This is a genomic window from Sphingomonas sp. RS6 (assembly GCF_054489705.1).
This window is the reverse complement of record NZ_JBTMWM010000001.1, coordinates 160,162-178,962: the sequence shown is the minus strand read 5'-3', so window position 1 is coordinate 178,962 and position 18,801 is coordinate 160,162. Positions and strand designations below refer to the sequence as shown.

The 18,801-nt window shown below is 66.1% G+C and carries 19 protein-coding genes; 12 read left to right on the top strand and 7 right to left on the bottom strand.

Translation table 11 applies throughout. The features are described 5' to 3' along the window. Positions 1–5 precede the first annotated feature (5 nt). A complete protein-coding gene (locus ACX40Y_RS00890) occupies positions 6–983 on the bottom strand; it encodes a quinone-dependent dihydroorotate dehydrogenase (RefSeq protein WP_459117644.1) in 978 nt (325 codons plus the stop codon). Between the two features lie 239 nt (positions 984–1,222). On the opposite strand from ACX40Y_RS00890, the gene ACX40Y_RS00885 reads away from it, so the two are divergent. From ACX40Y_RS00885 to ACX40Y_RS00845, 9 genes are all read left to right on the top strand, one after another. Then, positions 1,223–2,149, top strand: coding sequence for an AraC family transcriptional regulator (locus ACX40Y_RS00885; protein ID WP_459117643.1), 927 nt, complete (start codon positions 1,223–1,225; stop codon positions 2,147–2,149). 43 nt (positions 2,150–2,192) lie between these two features. Beyond that, positions 2,193–2,705 (top strand): SUF system Fe-S cluster assembly regulator, encoded by a 513-nt coding sequence (locus ACX40Y_RS00880; protein WP_459117642.1) that lies wholly within the window; start codon positions 2,193–2,195, stop codon positions 2,703–2,705. Then, complete coding sequence (gene sufB, locus ACX40Y_RS00875; RefSeq protein ID WP_459117641.1) at positions 2,705–4,168, top strand: Fe-S cluster assembly protein SufB; 1,464 nt, start codon at positions 2,705–2,707, stop codon at positions 4,166–4,168. Before ACX40Y_RS00880 ends, sufB begins: the two co-directional genes overlap by 1 nt. Positions 4,169–4,268: 100 nt before the next feature. Next, a complete protein-coding gene (locus ACX40Y_RS00870) occupies positions 4,269–4,688 on the top strand; it encodes a hypothetical protein (protein WP_459117640.1) in 420 nt (139 codons plus the stop codon). A 5-nt stretch (positions 4,689–4,693) separates the two neighbouring features. Continuing rightward, positions 4,694–5,437: a Fe-S cluster assembly ATPase SufC gene (gene sufC, locus ACX40Y_RS00865; protein WP_459117639.1), complete on the top strand. Its 744-nt coding sequence runs from the start codon at positions 4,694–4,696 to the stop codon at positions 5,435–5,437. Positions 5,438–5,585: 148 nt separating this feature from the next. After that, on the top strand, positions 5,586–6,668 hold the full coding sequence (locus ACX40Y_RS00860; protein WP_459117638.1) for a SufD family Fe-S cluster assembly protein: 1,083 nt from the start codon (positions 5,586–5,588) through the stop codon (positions 6,666–6,668). 170 nt (positions 6,669–6,838) lie between these two features. Continuing rightward, entirely contained in the window at positions 6,839–8,017 is a 1,179-nt protein-coding gene (locus tag ACX40Y_RS00855; protein ID WP_459118373.1) for a cysteine desulfurase, read from the top strand. Further along, a complete protein-coding gene (locus tag ACX40Y_RS00850) occupies positions 8,014–8,481 on the top strand; it encodes an SUF system Fe-S cluster assembly protein (protein ID WP_459117637.1) in 468 nt (155 codons plus the stop codon). Before ACX40Y_RS00855 ends, ACX40Y_RS00850 begins: the two co-directional genes overlap by 4 nt. Then, a complete protein-coding gene (locus tag ACX40Y_RS00845) occupies positions 8,481–8,840 on the top strand; it encodes a HesB/IscA family protein (protein ID WP_459117636.1) in 360 nt (119 codons plus the stop codon). Before ACX40Y_RS00850 ends, ACX40Y_RS00845 begins: the two co-directional genes overlap by 1 nt. A 67-nt stretch (positions 8,841–8,907) precedes the next feature. Here the strand turns inward: ACX40Y_RS00845 and ACX40Y_RS00840 are convergent, their stop codons facing one another. Continuing rightward, complete coding sequence (locus ACX40Y_RS00840) at positions 8,908–9,099, bottom strand: hypothetical protein (RefSeq protein WP_459117635.1); 192 nt, start codon at positions 9,097–9,099, stop codon at positions 8,908–8,910. Between the two features lie 134 nt (positions 9,100–9,233). Here ACX40Y_RS00840 and mgrA point away from each other — a divergent pair, with 134 nt between their 5' ends. Further along, positions 9,234–10,298, top strand: coding sequence for an L-glyceraldehyde 3-phosphate reductase (gene mgrA, locus ACX40Y_RS00835; protein WP_459117634.1), 1,065 nt, complete (start codon positions 9,234–9,236; stop codon positions 10,296–10,298). Next, positions 10,295–10,756 (top strand): GreA/GreB family elongation factor, encoded by a 462-nt coding sequence (locus tag ACX40Y_RS00830; protein ID WP_459117633.1) that lies wholly within the window; start codon positions 10,295–10,297, stop codon positions 10,754–10,756. Before mgrA ends, ACX40Y_RS00830 begins: the two co-directional genes overlap by 4 nt. Positions 10,757–10,903: 147 nt before the next feature. On the opposite strand, the gene ACX40Y_RS00825 is transcribed toward ACX40Y_RS00830, so the two are convergent. From ACX40Y_RS00825 to ACX40Y_RS00805, 5 genes are all read right to left on the bottom strand, one after another. Further along, positions 10,904–11,755 carry a fumarylacetoacetate hydrolase family protein gene (locus ACX40Y_RS00825; protein WP_459117632.1) on the bottom strand — a complete coding sequence of 284 codons (852 nt, stop codon included), beginning with the start codon at positions 11,753–11,755 and terminating at the stop codon, positions 10,904–10,906. 129 nt (positions 11,756–11,884) lie between these two features. Then, on the bottom strand, positions 11,885–12,172 hold the full coding sequence (locus tag ACX40Y_RS00820; protein ID WP_459117631.1) for a hypothetical protein: 288 nt from the start codon (positions 12,170–12,172) through the stop codon (positions 11,885–11,887). 61 nt (positions 12,173–12,233) lie between these two features. Further along, a complete protein-coding gene (locus ACX40Y_RS00815) occupies positions 12,234–13,661 on the bottom strand; it encodes an efflux transporter outer membrane subunit (protein ID WP_459117630.1) in 1,428 nt (475 codons plus the stop codon). Positions 13,662–13,666: 5 nt separating this feature from the next. Then, complete coding sequence (locus tag ACX40Y_RS00810) at positions 13,667–16,843, bottom strand: efflux RND transporter permease subunit (RefSeq protein ID WP_459117629.1); 3,177 nt, start codon at positions 16,841–16,843, stop codon at positions 13,667–13,669. 6 nt (positions 16,844–16,849) lie between these two features. Continuing rightward, entirely contained in the window at positions 16,850–18,025 is a 1,176-nt protein-coding gene (locus ACX40Y_RS00805; protein ID WP_459117628.1) for an efflux RND transporter periplasmic adaptor subunit, read from the bottom strand. A 187-nt stretch (positions 18,026–18,212) separates the two neighbouring features. On the opposite strand from ACX40Y_RS00805, the gene ACX40Y_RS00800 reads away from it, so the two are divergent. Continuing rightward, positions 18,213–18,755 carry a TetR/AcrR family transcriptional regulator gene (locus tag ACX40Y_RS00800; RefSeq protein WP_459117627.1) on the top strand — a complete coding sequence of 181 codons (543 nt, stop codon included), beginning with the start codon at positions 18,213–18,215 and terminating at the stop codon, positions 18,753–18,755. Positions 18,756–18,801: the final 46 nt, after the last annotated feature.

Here is an 18,801-nt window from a genome sequence, read left to right as displayed (position 1 = left end):
AGCGGTCAGGCGAGCGACGCGGCGATCCTGCGTGCCAGACCGGGGCCATGATAGACGAGCGCCGAATAGATCTGCACGAGCACCGCACCCGCATCGATGCGGCGCTTCGCCTCGTCCGGGCCGTCGATCCCGCCGGCCGAGATCAGCGGCAGCTGGCCGCCCGATGCCTCGCGTGCCTCGACCAGCTTGGCATGCGCCAGCGCCTTGAGCGGCCGGCCCGAAAGTCCGCCGGCTTCACCCGCCTGCGGCGACGCGAGCGGCGGACGCGAGATGGTGGTGTTGGAGACGATCAGCGCGTCGACATGGTTGTCGATCGCCGCTCGCACTGCGCCCTCCAGACCCGCGCGATCGAGGTCAGGCGCGATCTTCAGGAACAGCGGTGTGCGCCCGCGTGCCTGATGCGCGGCAGCGAGAAGTTCGTCGAGCGCGGGGCGCGACTGAAGATCACGCAGGCCGGGCGTGTTGGGCGAGCTGACGTTGATCGTGATGTAATCCGCATGCGGTGCGGCCTTGGCGACGCCCACCGCATAGTCGGCGACGCGGTCGCTCGAATCCTTGTTGGCGCCGACATTGATGCCGAGCACGCCGGCGCGCGCCTTGAGCCCCGCGATTCGCGCGAGCGCGGCGTCGATGCCGCCATTGTTGAAGCCCATGCGGTTGATCACCGCTTCATCCTCGATCAGCCGGAACAGGCGCGGGCGCGGATTGCCCTGCTGCGCGCGCGGGGTGAGGGTGCCGACTTCGACCGCGCCGAAGCCGAGCGCGAACAGGCCCGGAATCGCCTCCGCATCCTTGTCGAGCCCCGCGGCGAGCCCGACGCGATTGGGAAAGGTGATGCCGGCGAGCGTGACGGCATCGTTCGGAACCGATCTGGATGCAAATGGCAGGCCGAACCGTGCCCAGAGTGCGAGCACGCGAATGGTGGCGCGATGCGCCTGTTCGGGGTCGAGCGCGAAGAGCGCGGTGTGCGGAGTGCCGGCCATATCGCGCCTCCATCGCACCGCCCGGCGACGAGGTCAAAATGGAGTATGTCGATTCCGTACAATACCCGGCATCCCGATTCGGGTAATACGAACTTGCGACCCGAGGGGTTCCGCTTAACGGGGGGAACCCTTTCCTCTTGGCCCGGTCAGGCAACTGACCGGGCCACTTTTACGTTGCGCTTCGCGCGCCGACATGCTCCAGCCCAGCGACGAACTGAATTGCAGGGGTGCAGGTTCGCATGGGCGAGGCGATCGAGCGGCAGGTGTCTCGAGCGGCGATTGGTCGCGCGAGCCCGATTCCGTTTCTGGAATTCAGGCCGTCGAGTGGCCGGCTCGTACCCCATGTCGCGGCATTCTACCTGTATCTCAACGAAGTCGCGGTGATCCGGGGCACCGAGCGCGTCGATCTGGGCCAGTGGCGCTTCATCCTGCGTGGCAGCGGCGAGGTGACTTTCCCGGACGGCCGCACCGATCCGACCTTCCCGGTGATGGTCAACGGCCCGGGCACGGCCCATTGGCGCTATCGGATGAGCGGCCCGATGCGGTGCTTCGGCATTTCGCTGCGCGGCATCGGCTGGCGGTCGCTGATCGGGATCAGCGCCGACCGCATCGCCGACCGCATCATCGACGCGCAGGAAATTTTCGGCGACTCGGTGATGCGGCTTCATGCGCAGTTGCAGACGATGGACACGCTCGACGAGATGGTAGCCGCGATCGAGCCGTTGATGATCGAGCGGCTCGACCGCGCACGCCGGGTGCCGCGGGCACATGTGATCTTCCTGCGGATCGTGCGCGAATGGTCGGCGTCCGACGAACTGACGCTCGACGCGCTCTATAGCGCGATGGCGGCGGAAACCGGCATGGGGCAGCGCCAGGTGCAGCGGCTGTGCAAGGAATATTTCGCTGGGCCGCCCAACCATCTGCGCCGGAAATTCCGCGCGATCGGCGCCGCAGTACGCATCTATCACGGCGCATCGCTCAACGAGGTGATGGGGCCGTTTGCCGATCAGTCGCACCTGATCAACGAACTCAAGCATTTCACCGGCCACACGCCGGGTTCGCTGCGCGAGGGCATCGATCCGGTGCTTGCGGCGACGCTCGAAGACGAAAATCTGCATTTTCTGCCCGATGTCATCCCCGAGATGGTTGACCTGGACGACCGCTGAGCCCACATCGCCAATCGGATCAACTTTGTCCGATTGGGAGTCGATGCGTCTTTCGAGCCTTGCCGATTATGCCGTGGTGATGCTGGCGGCCGCCGCGCGCCATTGCGGCGCATCGGGCCGACTCAATGCGACGCTGCTGGCGAACGAGACTGGCCTGCCGCTGCCCACGGTGCAGAAGCTGGTCAGCAAGCTTTCCGCCGCCGGCCTGATCGAAAGTGCGCGCGGCACCGGCGGCGGCTTCCGCCTCGCCCGCCCGCCTGCGGCGATCAGCCTTGCCGACATCGTCGAGGCGATCGAGGGGCCGATCGCGCTGACCACCTGTGTCGATTCGGGCAGGCATGATTGCGCGGTCGAGGGCAATTGCCGCGTGAAGCCGCATTGGGGCGTGGTGAGCGATGCGGTTCGCTCGGCGCTGGCGCAGGTGAGCCTTGCCAGCCTCAGCACGCCCCCTGCGCTTGCGGGTGCCGCCGCGCCGGTGCATGGGCACGCACCTTCCGCATCCGATCTTTCTTCTCCTTCTGCGGCCCTCGCCGTGGAAAGCCAGGTATCTTTCTGATGGCCACCAAGAATGCCGAGGCGCTCGCCGCCGCGAACAAGAAGTATGAATGGGGCTTCGCCTCCGACGTCGAACAGGAGTTCGCGCCCAAGGGGCTGAGCGAGGATACCGTCCGCTACATCTCGGCCAAGAAGAACGAGCCCGAATGGATGCTCGACTGGCGGCTCAAGGCCTTCCGCCTGTGGCAGACGCTGGAGGCGCCGGACTGGGCCAAGCTCAACGTGCCGCCGATCGACTATCAGGACGCGTATTATTACGCGGAGCCGAAGCAGAAGAAGACGATCACCAGCCTCGACGAGCTCGATCCGGAAATCCGCCGGACCTATGAGAAGCTCGGCATCCCGATCGAGGAGCAGAAGGTGCTTGCCGGCGTCGAGGGCGCGCGCAAGGTCGCGGTCGACGCCGTGTTCGACTCGGTGTCCGTGGCGACCACCTTCCGCGCCGAGCTGAAGGCGGCGGGCGTCATCTTCCTGTCGATCAGCGAGGCGATCCGGGAGTATCCCGAGCTGGTCCAGAAGTGGCTGGGCAAGGTGGTGCCGCAGCGCGACAACTATTTCGCCACGCTCAACAGCGCGGTCTTTTCCGACGGCACCTTCGTCTATGTGCCGGAGGGCGTGCGCTGCCCGATGGAGCTTTCCACCTATTTCCGCATCAACGCCGAAAATACCGGCCAGTTCGAGCGCACGCTGATCGTCGCCGACAAGGGTGCGTACGTCTCCTATCTCGAAGGCTGCACCGCGCCGATGCGCGACGAGAACCAGCTGCATGCCGCCGTCGTGGAACTGGTCGCGCTCGACGATGCCGAGATCAAATACTCGACCGTCCAGAACTGGTACCCCGGCGACGAGAACGGCAAGGGCGGCATCTACAATTTCGTCACCAAGCGCGCGCTGTGCCAGGGCCGCAACTCCAAGGTGAGCTGGACCCAGGTCGAGACCGGCTCGGCGATCACCTGGAAATATCCGAGCTGCGTGCTGGCGGGCGAGAATAGCGTCGGCGAATTCTATTCGGTGGCGGTGACCAACAATCGCCAGCAGGCCGATACCGGCACCAAGATGATCCATCTCGGCAAGGGCAGCCGCTCGACGATCGTGTCGAAGGGCATCTCGGCCGGACGCAGCGACAACACCTATCGCGGGCTCGTCCGGGTTGCGGCGAGCGCGGAGAATGTCCGCAACTTCACCCAGTGCGATTCGCTGCTTCTCGGCGACCAGTGCGGCGCGCACACCGTGCCGTACATCGAGGTGAAGAATCCGAGCGCCCAGATCGAGCATGAGGCGACGACCAGCAAGATCAGCGACGACCAGCTGTTCTACGCGCTCCAGCGCGGGCTGGACCAGGAAGCTGCCGTCGCGCTGATCGTCAACGGCTTCGCGCGCGAAGTGCTGCAGCAATTGCCGATGGAGTTTGCAGTCGAGGCGCAGAAGCTGCTCGGCATTTCGCTCGAGGGGTCGGTGGGGTGATCGTTCGAGACGCCATTTCCCACGTCGCTCAGCCTGCGCTCATCTCGGCTGACCTATTGACGACGCAGGGCCGCGTTCCGGGCCCGCAGGAGTATCCAGCATGTTGAACGCCCTTGTTGTCGCCGCCTTCGCGCTCCAGTCGGGCGTCGCGATCGACAATTCCGCCCAGTTCGGCGCGGCCACCAATCATGCGCGCTGCATCGTCCGCGTGATCGGCGTGGCGCCGGCGGATGCCGGCGCGCGCGCGGCAAAGATCGACGCCGCGATCAAGCAGTGCCGCGACTTTATCGATTCGGATTTCGAAGCCGGCCGGCTGCTCCTTAACGGCCGCCCATACCAGCCGAGCGCGTGGCGCAAGCTGGTGCCGGTGCTCGATGCCGTCCAGGCCGACATCAAGGCGCATGTGACTGCGCCGAAGCAGTACAAGATCATGTGGAAGCTGCCCGACGGCTCCCTGGTCGATGCGTATGACGTGGGCACGCCGCCCAAGACCCTTTCTCTCGTGACCGTGGCGATCTGAACCCGATGCTGAACATCCAGAACCTGCACGCCGAAATCGACGGCAAGGAAATCCTGAAGGGCCTGAGCCTTTCCGTGAACGCGGGCGAAGTCCACGCGATCATGGGGCCCAATGGTGCCGGCAAGTCGACGCTGGGCTATGTCCTCGGTGGCCGGGGCGGCTATGAGGCGACCAGCGGCAGCGTCGATTTCGACGGACAGGATCTGCTGGCGCTCGAGCCGCACGAGCGCGCCGCAGCCGGCCTGTTCCTGGGCTTCCAGTACCCGGTCGAGATTCCCGGCGTGTCGAACGTCCAGTTCCTGCGCGAAGCGGCCAATGCCCAGCGCCGGGGACGTGGCGAGCCGCCGCTCTCCGGCGCCGAGTTCCTCAAGCTGGCGCGCGCCCAGGCGGCGGCGCTCGGCATGGATGCGGAAATGCTCAAGCGGCCGGTCAATGTCGGCTTTTCGGGTGGCGAGAAGAAGCGCAACGAGATGGTGCAGATGGGGATTTTGAACCCCAAGCTTGCCATCCTCGACGAGACCGACAGCGGCCTCGACATCGACGCGCTGAAGGCGGTGGGCGAGGGCATCAACCGGATCATGCGCGCGCCCGACAAGGCGGTGTTGCTGATCACCCATTACCAGCGGCTGCTCGATTATGTGAAGCCGGACTTCGTGCATGTGCTGGCCGACGGCCGCATCGCGCGTTCGGGCGGGCCGGAACTGGCGCTCGAACTGGAGCGCGAAGGCTATGGAGCGCTAGCGGCATGAGCGGCGCGGTTCTGATCCTCCCCGGCACGGGGAGGGGGACCGCCGCCGCAGGCGGTGGTGGAGGGGGCTATCCACACTGGACGGCCCTGCTGCGATCCCCCTCCACCATGCTGCGCATGGTCCCCCTCCCCGTGCCGGGGAGGATCTGATGTCAGTGCTCGATCTTCCGACGACGCGGCAGGAAGCTTGGCGCTGGAGCGACATGGATGCGCTGCGGGCGGCGGCGGCGAGCCCGCAGGCGGCGACTGGCATCGACCCGGCCGATCTGTTCTTCGATCTGGATGGCCCTCGCCTGTGCTTTATCGACGGCGCGTTCGAACCCGCGCATAGCCGGCCCGGCCCGGTTGAGGTGACCAGCCAGATCGCGGCGACCGACCACCCGCTCGGCAGCCTTGCCGCAGGCGAGGGGTGGGCGCTGCACCTCGGCCCCGAACATGCGGCAACGTGCATCCAGATCGTCCATCTCGGCACCGGCGGCGAGAATCACGTGCCCGCGCGGATCATGCTGGCCGACGATGCCGTCGCCACCGTTGTCGAAACCTTCGCCGGCACCGGCTGGGCGAACCGGCTGACCGCGATCGCGCTCGGCAAGGGCGCTCGGCTGATGCGCTCGGTGCGGCTGGTGCAGAGCGGCGGCTTCGTCTCGATCCGCGACGAGGCGGAGATCGGCGAGGCGGCGAGCCTCGTGTCGATCTTCCTCGGCGCCGGCGGCATGGGCAGCCGGATCGACGGCGCGCTGACGCTGACCGGCAAGGGTGCGTTTGCCGAAATGGGCGGCGCGCTGCTCACCAGCGGCACCCAGCGGCAGGAAGCGGCGGTGGCGGTTCGCCACGAGCAGGTGGAAGGCACGTCGCGCCAGATCTGGCGCGCGGTCGCGGCCGACCAGTCGGCGGCGACCCTTGCCGCTCGTGTGGAAGTCGCGCGCGGCGCGCAGCAGACCGATGGCGAACAGTCGCTGCGCGGCCTGCTGCTCCAGCGCAGCGCGACGGTGAATTTGAAGCCCGAACTCGAAATCTTCGCCGACGACGTGAAGTGCGCGCATGGCGCGACGGTCGGCGAACTCGATCGCAATGCGCTGTTCTACCTGCAGAGCCGGGGCATCGAGGAATCGCAGGCCAAGGCGCTGCTGACCCATGCCTTTGTCGCGGATGCGCTCGCGCGGATCGGCGAGGAGCCGGTGCGCGAGACGTTTGCGGCGGATGCGGCGAAGTGGCTGGAGGCGGCGCTGTGACCGATATCGATCAGATCCTCCCCGGCAGGGGGAGGGGGACCGCGTCGCGCAGCGGCGTGGTGGAGGGGGATCGCCACGAGTCCATCGCCCCGCCGAACGCCCCCTCCACCACCGGCTTCGCCGGCGGTCCCCCCCCCCGTGCCGGGGAGGATCAGGTTGCCCCGCTCGACGTGCTGGCGGACTTCCCCGCGATCCCGGGCGGCTGGGCGTATCTCGATACTGCCGCCACCTCGCAAAAGCCGCGCCCGGTGCTCGACGCGATCGCGCGCGGCTATGGCGAGACCTATGCCACCGTGCATCGCGGCGTGTACCAGCGCTCGGCCGACATGACGCTGGCCTTCGAGGCGGCGCGTGAACGGGTGGCGACGTTTATCGGCGGCAAGCCGCAGGAAGTGGTGTTCGTGCGCGGTGCGACCGAGGGGATCAACCTTGTCGCGCAATGCTACGCCGCAACCCAGTTGAAGGCCGGCGATCGCATCCTGCTCTCCGCGCTCGAGCATCATTCGAACATCGTGCCGTGGCAGATGGCTGCCGAGAAGGTCGGCGCCGAAATCGACGTGGTGCCGCTCACCGACGACCACCGCATCGACCTCGACGCGATGGCGGCGATGCTCACCGAGCGGCACAAGCTGGTGGCACTCGCCCATGTCTCCAACGTGCTCGGCTCGGTGCTCGACGTCCGCCGCGCGGTCGATCTTGCGCACGGCGTCGGCGCGAAGATTCTGATCGACGGCTGCCAGGCGGTCGCGCGGTTGCCGGTGAACGTCGCCGAGCTTGGTTGCGACTTCTACGTCTTCTCCGGCCACAAGCTCTACGGGCCCACCGGCATCGGCGTGTTGTGGGGTCGGTACGAGTTGCTTGATGCGATGCCGCCTTATCAGGGCGGCGGATCGATGATTGATCGCGTGACCTTCGCCAAGACGACCTATGCGCCCCCGCCGGGCCGCTTCGAGGCGGGCACGCCGCATATCGTTGGCGTGGTCGGGCTGCATGCGGCGATCGATTATGTGGACGGCATCGGGCTGGACCGCATCCATGCGCACGAGACCGCGCTGGTGACCGAGGCGCGCGCCGCGCTCTCCGCGATCAATAGCGTGCGGCTGTTCGGGCCGGCGGACAGCGCCGGCATCGTCAGCTTCGCGGTGGAGGGCGTACACCCGCACGACGTCGCGACGATCCTCGACGAGGGCAATGTCGCAATCCGCGCCGGGCATCACTGCGCCCAGCCGCTGATGGATCTGCTGGAGGTTCCCGCCACCGCGCGGGCGAGCTTCGGCGTGTACAACGGGCCGGCGGATGTCGCCGCGCTCGTGCGAGGAATTGAACGGGTGACGAGGATCTTCGGATGAACGAAGAACGCAAGATCGTGGTGGAAGAAGTGGAGGCCGTTGAGGTGCCGCCCAAGGCGCGCGTCGAGGATGCGGCTGAGCCTGCCGCCGAGCGCAAGCGCGACTATCTGTCCGGCTTCCTTGCGCAGAAGCCCGAGGCGCCCTCAGCGGCCGAGCCCGGCGGCCCGCTGTACGAAGGCGTCATCGAGGCACTGAAGGAAATCTATGACCCCGAAATCCCGGTCAACATCTATGACCTGGGGCTCATCTATAGCGTGGAGGTTACCGCCAACGGCCATGCCGCCGTGACGATGACACTCACGACGCCGCACTGCCCGGTCGCCGAATCGATGCCGGGCGAGGTGGAACTGCGCGTGAGCGCGGTGCCCGGAATCGCGACGGCCGACGTCAATCTCGTCTGGGACCCGCCCTGGGACCCGCAGAAGATGAGCGACGAGGCGAAGCTCGAACTGGGAATGCTGTGATGACCACCGCGACCACGCCCCGGCAGCGCCCCGCGGCGCTGCACCTGACCCCCGCGGCCGAGGCGCGGATCGCCGCGCTGATGGCCAAGGCGCCCGAAGGCACCGTCGGCGTCAAGCTCTCGACGCCGCGCCGGGGCTGTTCGGGGCTCGCCTATTCGGTCGATTATGTCACCGAAGCCGCGCCGCTCGACGAGAGGATCGAGACGCCCGGCGGCACCTTCTTCGTCGATGGCGGATCGGTGCTCTACCTGATCGGCTCGACGATGGACTGGGTGGAAGATGATTTCACCGCCGGCTTCGTCTTCAACAACCCCAACGCCAGGGGCAGCTGCGGCTGTGGCGAAAGCTTCATGGTCTGAAGCGGGGCCGCCGCTGCTCGGTTTTTCGATGCCGTTCCCGATCGTGAACGGCCAATTTGAACCTGCCTTATCGCGGCAATGAGGTCAGCAGGATGACCGCCAGCGCCGCCACGATCACCAGCGCGATGACGAGCGTGCGTCGCCACGGCCGGCCGCGCAGTTGGAGATGCCCGCCAGGCTGTTCATAATCGCCGCCCAGGGTTGAATGGCCGGTGTCTGGATCGATGCCGTCTTTCATGCCTGAACCAAAGCGCGACATGGCCTTTGGTTCAGGTTTGCGGCCAGAAATCTGCTTCCGCTATCGTAGGTTAGGCGGGCCGAGGGTCGGCGATTTCGTTACGGAGCGAAACCGGCTACGGCACGTTCTGCCCCGAAAGACGATGGAGTTACCCGATGCCCTTTCCCCAGCCCTGGCATGCCGATCCCGCGCGCTATGACGGCCGCATGCCCTATCGCCGCTGCGGCGTGAGCGGGCTCGACCTGCCGGCGATCAGCCTGGGGCTCTGGCAGAATTTCGGCGGCACCGACGTGTTCGAAAATGCCCGTGCGATGCTGCGCCGCGCCTTCGATCGCGGCGTGACCCACTTCGATCTCGCGAACAATTACGGCCCCCCCTATGGCTCGGCGGAGGAGAATTTCGGCCGCGTGCTGGCGACCGACTTCGCCAGCCACCGCGACGAGTTGATCATCTCGACCAAGGCGGGCTGGGACATGTGGCCCGGGCCGTATGGCGATGTCGGCGGCAGCAAGAAATATCTGATCGCCTCGTGCGACCAGAGCCTCAAGCGGATGGGGCTCGATTATGTCGACATCTTCTACTCGCACCGCGTCGATCCCAAGACGCCGCTGGAGGAGACGATGGGCGCGCTCGCCCAGATCCACCGCCAGGGCAAGGCGCTGTATGTCGGCATCTCCAGCTATTCGCCCGAGCTGACGCGCCAGGCCGCCGCGATCCTCGCCGACTACAAGGTTCCGCTGCTGATCCACCAGCCGAGCTACTCGATGCTCAATCGCTGGGTGGAGGAGAGCCTGCTCGACACGCTGGAGGATCTCGGCACCGGCTGCATCGCCTTCTCGCCGCTGGCGCAGGGGATGCTGACGCGCAAATATCTGAACGGCGTGCCGGAGGATGCGCGCGCGGCCAAGGGCAGCTCGTCGCTCGACACGCGCCTGCTGTCGGACGAGAACATCGCCCGCATCCGTGCGCTCAACGCGATCGCCGAGAAGCGCGGCCAGACGCTGGCGCAGATGGCGATCGCCTGGGTGCTGCGCGATCCCCGCGTCACCTCGGCGCTGGTCGGCGCACGCACGGTGCAGCAGCTCGACGACTCGCTGGATGCGGTGAAGAACCTCAGCTTCACGGCCGAAGAGCTGGCCGAGATTGACAAGCACGCGACCGAAGGCGCGATCGACCTGTGGAAAGTGTCTTCCTCGCTGGAGGAGTTGCCCCAGCGATGAGCGTCGCCTTCCGCCGTGAGAGCGACGAGGAACATAAGGAACCGAAGTTCGAGCTGCCGCTGCCGGCGGGGCCGAATATCGTCACGGCGGCAGGGCCGGCGCTGATTGCCGGCAAGATCGCCGCGCTGGAGGCCGCGATCGAGGCGGAGCGTGAGGACGAGGCCAAGGAAGCGCTGAAGCGCGAGCTACGCTACTGGAACACGCGCCGCGCCACCGCGCAGGTCGCGCCGCCCCCTGAGGACGGCGTGGCGGGGATCGGCGCGCGGGTGCGGATCCGGCTGGGTGGGCGCGAGCGCGTGATCGAGATTGTCGGCCATGACGAGGCCGATCCGGCCGCCGACCGGCTGGCGTTCCAGGCCCCGCTCGCGCACGCGCTGCTGGGCGCCGAAGAAGGCGAGCGGGTGGATTTCGGCGGGAAGGCCGAGGCGATCGAAATACTGGGAGTGGAGGCGATTTAGGGGGGCTACGAGGTCACCCTCACCCTCCCCACTGCCTGCGGCGGCGGGTCCCCTCCCTCTCCCAAAGGGAGAGGGCGCTAAATCCCTCTCCCTTTGGGAGAGGGAGGGAGGCGCGAAGCGCCGGAAGGGTAAGGGTGATGGCGGGCGTTATCCCTCCAGCGCAGCGAGATCGAACGCGATCACGTCCTGACGCTGGGTGCCGAGGCCGGCGATGCCGAGCTCCATCACGTCGCCGGGCTTGAGGAAGATCTTCTCGGGCTTCTGGCCTTCGCCGACGCCCGGGGGCGTGCCGGTGATCAGCAGGTCGCCGGGGTGGAGCGTGATGAAGCGGCTCATGTATGCGATGCATTCGGCCACCGGAAAGATCATCGTCGACGTGTTGCCGGTCTGCATGCGCTTGCCGTTGAGATCGAGATACATGTCGAGCGCCTGGCAGTCGGCCACTTCGTCCGGCGTGACCAGCCAAGGGCCGACGGGGCCGAAGGTGTCGCAGCCCTTGCCCTTGTCCCACTGGCTGCCCAGTTCCTTCTGGAAGGCGCGCTCGGACACGTCGTTGGCGAGGACGTAGCCGGCGACATGATCGAGCGCGTCGGCCTGGTCGACATAGCGGCAGGTCTTGCCGATGATCACGCCCAGCTCGACTTCCCAGTCGGTCTTTTGCGAGCCCTTGGGGATCATCACCGGATCGTTCGGGCCGGTGATGCACGAGATCGCCTTGGTGAAGAAGATCGGCTCGGGCGGCGGTTCGAGGCCGGCTTCGCGGGCGTGGTCGGCATAGTTGAGGCCGATGGCGAGGAACTTGCCGATGCCGGCGACCGGCACGCCGAGGCGCGGATTGCCTTCGACCAGCGGCAGGGTGGCGGGATCGACCGCGCGGATGCGTTCGATCACGTCGACGGTGAGATCGGGCACAAGCCCGGTGAGATCACGGATGCGGCCGTCGGCGTCGAGCAGACCGGGCTTTTCGGCACCGCGCGGGCCGTAGCGAAGCAACTTCATGCAAGCGTCCTCGATTGGGAATGAAAGACGATTGCGCGATAGCGGCATTTGCCATGCTTGCCAAAGCGCGATTTGCACCGCGCTCCCAGCATTTGAGAAACGGCACCAAAAGCGATGCCGCCGGACCGATCAGCTCACCCGTCGCAGATGCTTTCCGCCATAGCGCTGGCCGAGATAGTCCGACAGGCGATGGAGGTAGTTGCGCGCATTCTGTGCTCTATCCGGGCAGCAGGGCAGGGGATTCTTGCTGATGCCGGTCGCTCGACGATCGACCTTTTGGCACAGCAGCTCGAGATCCTGGCGCGTGAGCAGGTTCTTTTCCCGCATCACGCACAACAGGCTTTCGAGAATGATCAGCGCCTCGTCGCCCGATTGGGCAGCGGGCGACTCAGGTTGGCGGACTTCATTCTGCGACACCGCACCTCTCCTTCTTTGTTTGACCGAGAGAGTATGCATATTTTTGCAGGTGACAAGAGGCTTACTCGAGCCCGCCGCCCAGCGTTCGATACAGCGTGACGAGATTGCTCGCCTGGCTAAGCCGCGTCGTGACCAGTTGCTGCTCGGCGGCATAGGCGCTTCGCTGCGAATCGAGGGCGGTCAGGAACGAATCGACCCCGGCCCGATAGCGTGCATCGGACAGTCGGGCGGCGATTTCGGCGGCATTGGCGCGCGCGGTCTGGGCGCGAACCTGCTCGTCGATCGTGCCGCGCTGGGCGAGCGCGTCGGCAACTTCGCGGAACGCAGTCTGGATCGTCTTCTGATAGGTGGCGACCGCCGCCTGCTGCGAGGCGCGGGCATAATCGAGATTGCCCTTGTTCTTGCCGAAATCGAACAGGTTTACCGATGCCGTCGGAGAGACGGTGTAGGTATCGGTGCCCGATCCGAACAGCTTGCCCAGCGTCGAGCTGATCGAGCCGACCGTCGCGGTGAGCGAGATGCTGGGGAAGAAGGCGGCGCGAGCGGCGCCGATATTGGCATTTTCCGCGACGAGCTTGTGTTCGGCCTGAAGCACGTCCGGCCGGCGCAGCAGCACTTCCGAGGGAAGGTCACCAGGAAGCGCATCGATGGTGGCCGGGCGTTCGCCCAGCTTTTCCGGCAGCAGCTCTGCGGGGACGGGGGCGCCGACCAGCAGCTGGAGCGCGTTGATGTCCTGCGCGATCTGGGTCTTGGCGGTGGCGACGTCGTTGCGGGCGGACTCGTAGCTCGTTTCCGCCTGGCGCGATTCGAGTTCCGACGCAGTACCGATACGGAACTGCGCCCGGGTCAGCTCCAGCGACTGTTCATATGCCTTGAGTGTCTGCTCCGCGATCGCGAGCTGTTCGCGATCGGAGGCAAGCGTGAGCCAGGCATTGGCGATTTCGCCGATCAGCGTGACGCGCGACGCGCGCTGAGCCTCGGTGCTGGCGAAATATTGCTCCTGTGCGGCGCGGGTGAGGTTACGCACCCGTCCGAACAGATCGATCTCGAACGAGGTGATCCCGCCTGTCACGCTGAAATTCTGGACGTCCTGAACGGCGCCCCCCACGGCACCGCCCGCACTCGCCGCGAACTGCGCGGTGTTGGTGTAAGTGCCGGTGCCGCTCACCCCGACGGTGGGGAAGATGTCCGCACGCTGGGCGCGATACTGCGCCCGCGCCTGCAGCACATTGGCCGCGGCAAGACGCAGATCCTGGTTGTTGTCGAGGCCCAGCTGGATCACCTGGCGCAGGCGAGCATCGACAAAGAAGTCGCGCCAGCCGATTTTGCTGATGTCGGGGGCGTCGGTGGCGGCGGCGGGGTAGATGCCACCTTGGGGCAGCGCCGCCGGTACTGCCGGATCGGGCCGGCTGTACTTCGGGGCGAGGTTGCAGCCGGCGAGCGCCGTGCTCGCGGCCAGTGCGAGGAGCAGGGGGAAGCGATTGGTCACGGCCGTCAGGCTCCCTGGGGCGCAGAGGCGCCGCCATCTTGGTTGGTTGCAGTAGGCGTACCGTTCTTGTTCCGGCGGCGGTCGAACAGGTTGCGGACCACCACGAAGAACATCGGCACGAAGAAGATGGCGAGCACGGTTGCGGAAAGCATGCCGCCCACCACCGCGCGTCCGATTGCATTCTGACCGCCGGCGCCGGCGCCGGTGGAGATTGCGAGCGGCAGCACGCCGAAGATGAACGCCAGGCTCGTCATCAGGATCGGACGAAGGCGCAGCTTCGCGGCTTCGACCGCCGCGTCGAAGGCGCTCATGCCCTCGCGCATCCGTTCCTCGGCGAACTCGACGATCAGGATCGCGTTCTTCGCCGACACGCCGATCGTGGTGATCAGGCCCACCTGCAGGTAGATGTCGTTGTTCAGCCCGGTCAGCCACGCTGCAAGCAGCGCACCGACCACGCCGAGCGGCACCACCAGCAGGACCGAGATCGGCACCGACCAGCTTTCATACAGCGCCGCGAGGCAGAGGAACACGATCAGCAGCGACAGCGCGTAGAGCGACGGCGCCTGGCCACCCGACAGCCGTTCCTCGTATGACAGGCCGGTCCATTCGAGCGACGTGCCGGGCGGCAGCTTCGCATGGATCGCCTCCATCGCCGCCATTGCGTCACCGGTCGACACGCCTGGGGCAGGCGAGCCCAGGATTTCCATCGACGGCAGCCCGTTATAGCGGGTCAGCTGTACCGGTGCCTGTGCCCAGCTGAGCGTGGAGAAGGCGGTGAACGGCGTCATCGTGCCGCTGGGGCCGCGGACGAACAGATTGGCGATGTCCTCCGGCTTCAGGCGATAGGGTGCATCGGCCTGGACATAGACCCGCTTGACGCGGCCGCGATCGACGAAATCGTTGACATAGGCGCCGCCCCAGGCGGTGGCGATCGTGTTGTTGATCGACGAGATGTCGAGCCCCAGCGCCTTTGCCTTGTCCTGATCGATATCAACCTTGAGTTGCGGGGCATCTTCGAGCGAGTTCGGACGCACGCCGACCAGGCGCTGGTCCTGCATCGCCATGCCGAGCATCATGTTGCGCGCCTGGAGCAGGCGTTCATGGCCGATGCCGCCGGTATCGACGAGTTGCAGATCGAAGCCGGTGGCGTTGCCCAGTTCCTGCACCGCGGGCGGCGTGATCGCGAAGATCATGCCGTCACGAAATTGCGAGAAGGCGCCCATCGCGCGACCTGCGATCGCAGCGGCCGCGTTGGCATGGCCCGACCGTTCGGACCAGTCCTTGAGCGGGATGAACACTAGGCCGCTGTTCTGGCCGGAGCCGGCAAAGCTGAAGCCGTTGATCGTGAACACGCCCTGCACATTGCCCGCTTCCTGCTTGAGGAAGTGATCGCGGACGAGCTCAAGGCCCTTTTCGGTGCGCGTGGAGGTGGCGCCCGGCGGGCCCTGCACCAGCGCGATGACGATGCCCTGATCCTCGTCGGGAAGGAAGCCCGTGGGCAAGCGCATGAACAGGAGGCCCATGCCGCCGAAGATCAGCAGATAGACAAGCGCCGAACGCTTCCAGCTGCGCGCCGTGGTGCGGACGCCCTTTTCATACTTGACCTGCCCGCGATCGAACTTGTCGTTGAACCAGCGGAAGAAGCGCGCCAGCGGGCCATTGCCTTCCAGCTTGCTCGGATCGTGCGGCTTGAGGATGGTGGCGCACAGCGCCGGGGTGAGCACGAGTGCCACGAAAACCGAAAGCGCCATTGCCGACACGATCGTGATCGAGAACTGGCGATAGATCACGCCCGTCGAGCCGCCGAAGAATGCCATCGGCAGGAACACCGCCGACAGAACGAGGGCGATGCCGACCAGCGCGCTGGTGATCTCGTCCATCGACTTGCGTGCGGCATCGACCGGGGTGAGATGTTCGGTGGTGATCAGGCGTTCGACATTCTCCACGACGACGATCGCGTCGTCGACGAGCAGGCCGATCGCCAGCACCATGCCGAACAGGGTGAGCGTGTTGATCGAATAGCCGGCGACCGCCATCACCGCGAAGGTGCCGAGCAGCACCACCGGCACCGCGATCGTCGGGATCAGCGTGGCACGGAAGTTCTGCAGGAACAGGAACATCACCAGGAAGACGAGTACCACCGCCTCGATCAGCGTGTGGACCACCTGTTCGACCGACAAGCGGACGAACGGCGTGGTGTCGTACGGGTAGATGACCTTGATGTCCGACGGGAAGGTCTTGGCGATTTCGTTGACCCGCGCCTTGACGGCCTCGACCGTGGACAGCGCGTTGGCACCGGGGGCGAGCTTGATGCCGATGCCGGCGCCGGGCTTGCCGTTCCACTTCGAATCGAAGCCGTAGCTTTCGGCGCCGATCTCGACCCGGGCGACGTCGCCGAGGCGGACGACGGAGCCGTCCGAGCCGCTCTTCAGGCGGATCTGGGCGAACTCGTCGGGCGTGGTGAGGCGCGACTGGACCGAGACGGTGGCGTTGAGCATCTGCTCCTTTGGCGCCGGGCGCGCGCCGAGCTGGCCGGCCGAGACCTGTGCGTTCTGCGCCTGGATCGCGCTGGTGACGTCCGACATCGCCAGCGCATATTTGTTGAGCTTCACCGGATCGACCCAGATGCGCATCGCATATTGCGAGCCGAAGATCTGGGTGTCGCCCACGCCGTTGACGCGCGACAGCGGATCCTGGAGCTTGGACACGGCATAGTCGGCGAGATCGGTGCCGCTGTGCGAGCCGTCTTCCGAATAGAGGCCGATCACCACCAGGAAGTTCTGGGTGGCCTTGGCGACCTGGATGCCCTGCTGCTGCACTTCCTGTGGCAGGAGCGGCGTGGCCGCCTGCAGCTTGTTCTGGACCTGCACCTGCGCGATGTCGGGATCGGTGCCCTGTTCGAAGGTCAGGGTGATCGTGACGGTGCCGGCGGACGAGGACGAGGACGAGAAGTAGCGAAGGTGGTCGATCCCCTTCATCTGCTGCTCGATGATCTGCGTCGTCGTGTTTTCGAGCGTCTTCGCGTCAGCGCCGGGATAGGTGGCGGTGATCGAGACGGCGGGCGGCGCGATCGCCGGGAACTGCGCGATCGGCAGGCTGCGGATCGCGAGGATGCCCGCCAGCATGATGATGATCGCGATGACCCATGCGAAGATGGGTCGATCGATGAAATAGCGCGACATGGGGCTTTACTTCCCTTGCGCCGGGGCGGCGCCCGGCTGGCCCTGAGCGGGCTTGGCATTCGGATCCCAGGGCTGGGGCGTGACGGGCATCCCCGGGCGCAGCATCATCGCCCCTTCGACGATCACCTTGTCACCGGGCTTCAGCCCGCCGGTGACGACCCAGTTCTCGCCGGCGGTGCGGCTCGTCTGGATCGGGCGCGGCTCGATCTTGTTCTGGGCGCCGACGACCAGCACGATCGGGTTGCCGCGCTCGTCACGGCTCACCGCGCGCTGCGGCACCAGCATCGCATTCTGCTGGGTTCCTTCGACGAGGTGCGCGCGGACGAACATGCCCGGCAGCAAAAGGCCGTCGGGATTGGGGAACAGCGCGCGGATCACCTGGCTGCCGGTCGTCTCGTCGACGGTAACGTCGGCGAAGCGCAGCGTTCCCTGCGGGCCATAGGTGCTGCCGTCTTCGAGGATCAGCTTCACCTTGGCATTGCCGTCGCGGGCGATCTTGCCGGCCATGATCTGCTGGCGCAGCTTGAGCAGGTCGGCGCTCGACTGCTGAATGTCGACATAGATCGGATCGAGCCGCTGGATGGTGGTCAGCGCATCGGCCTGCGATGCGGAAACCAGTGCGCCCGTCGTGTAGACCGAACGACCGATCCGGCCGCTGATCGGCGCGCGGATGGTGGTGCGGGCGAAATCGATCTCGGCCGTGCGAAGCGCAGCTTCCTGGGCGGCGACATCGGCGCGCGCCTGCTGGGCGCTCGTCACCGCATTTTCATATTCCTGCTTCGAGATCGCGTTGATCTTGACCAGTTCGCCGTAGCGACGCGCCAGCGCGTCGTTCGACGCGATCGCGGCCTTGGCACGCGCGAGCGCGGCACGTGCGCTTGCCACCGACGCGCGATAGGGCGCGGGATCGATGCGATAGAGCGGCTGGCCCTGACGCACCATGTCACCTTCGGTGAAGAGCCGTTCGAGAATCAGGCCATTGACCTGGGGGCGGACCTCCGAACTCTCATAGGGGGTCAAGCGGCCGGGCAGCTCGCTGGTCAGCGGCACCGCTTGCTGCTTGATCGTGACATAGGAAACCGGGGGCGGGCCAGCCTGGCCCTGCTGAGGCTGCTGGGGCTGACCGCCACAGGCTGCGAGTGCAAGCGCCAGAGCCGGCGCGGTGTGACGGAAAAAAGTCATGCTAAGGCCTGCCGTTGTGATATATGTGAGTGAACGATCGCTCACATTCCGCTACTGCGAAGTGAGTGACGCGGTCAAGATGATTTTATAGGTGGATTGGATGTCGGAAACCACGAGAGAAGGCTACGCAACGGGCCGAGACAAGGCGATGCTGCGGCGCGACAAAATCGTTGGTGCGGCGCGCAGGTTGTTCATTGCGAACGGTTTTCACTCGACCGGGGTTGCCCAGATCGCCAAGGAATCGGGGGTCGCGGTCGGCCAGATTTATCGCGATTTCTCGTCGAAAGAGGCGATCGTCGCGAAGATCGTGGAGGCGGACTGTCACGAATTTCTCGCCGATGCAGAGCTTCGGCGGGGGATCGCGACCGAAAATGCCGAGCTGGTATGGGCCTGGTTCGACGCGTTCATCGACTCGGAACCCGACGAATCGGACCCGCTATTCGCAGAGATCGTCGCCGAATCGGCGCGGAACGAACGAATCGCCGCGATTTTCGAAGGGACGCGCGACGCGATCCGCCACACCATGTTCGCTGCGTTCAAGGTTCTCGCGCCCGGCGATCAGCATCACGAGCGCCGCAAGGGGCTGGTCGATCTGGTCCTGTCGATGTCGCTGGGGCTGACGCAGCACCGTTTCCTGAGCGATCCGGGCGAGACGAAGCGCGCGGCCACGCTGGCGCTCGAGATGCTGCGCTCGGAAATCGCCGCGATGCGGGCGGCCAGCGACGATTGAGTCGTCCCGGTTTCTGGAAAGCCCTCCCAGTTCGTGCAAAGAGGCG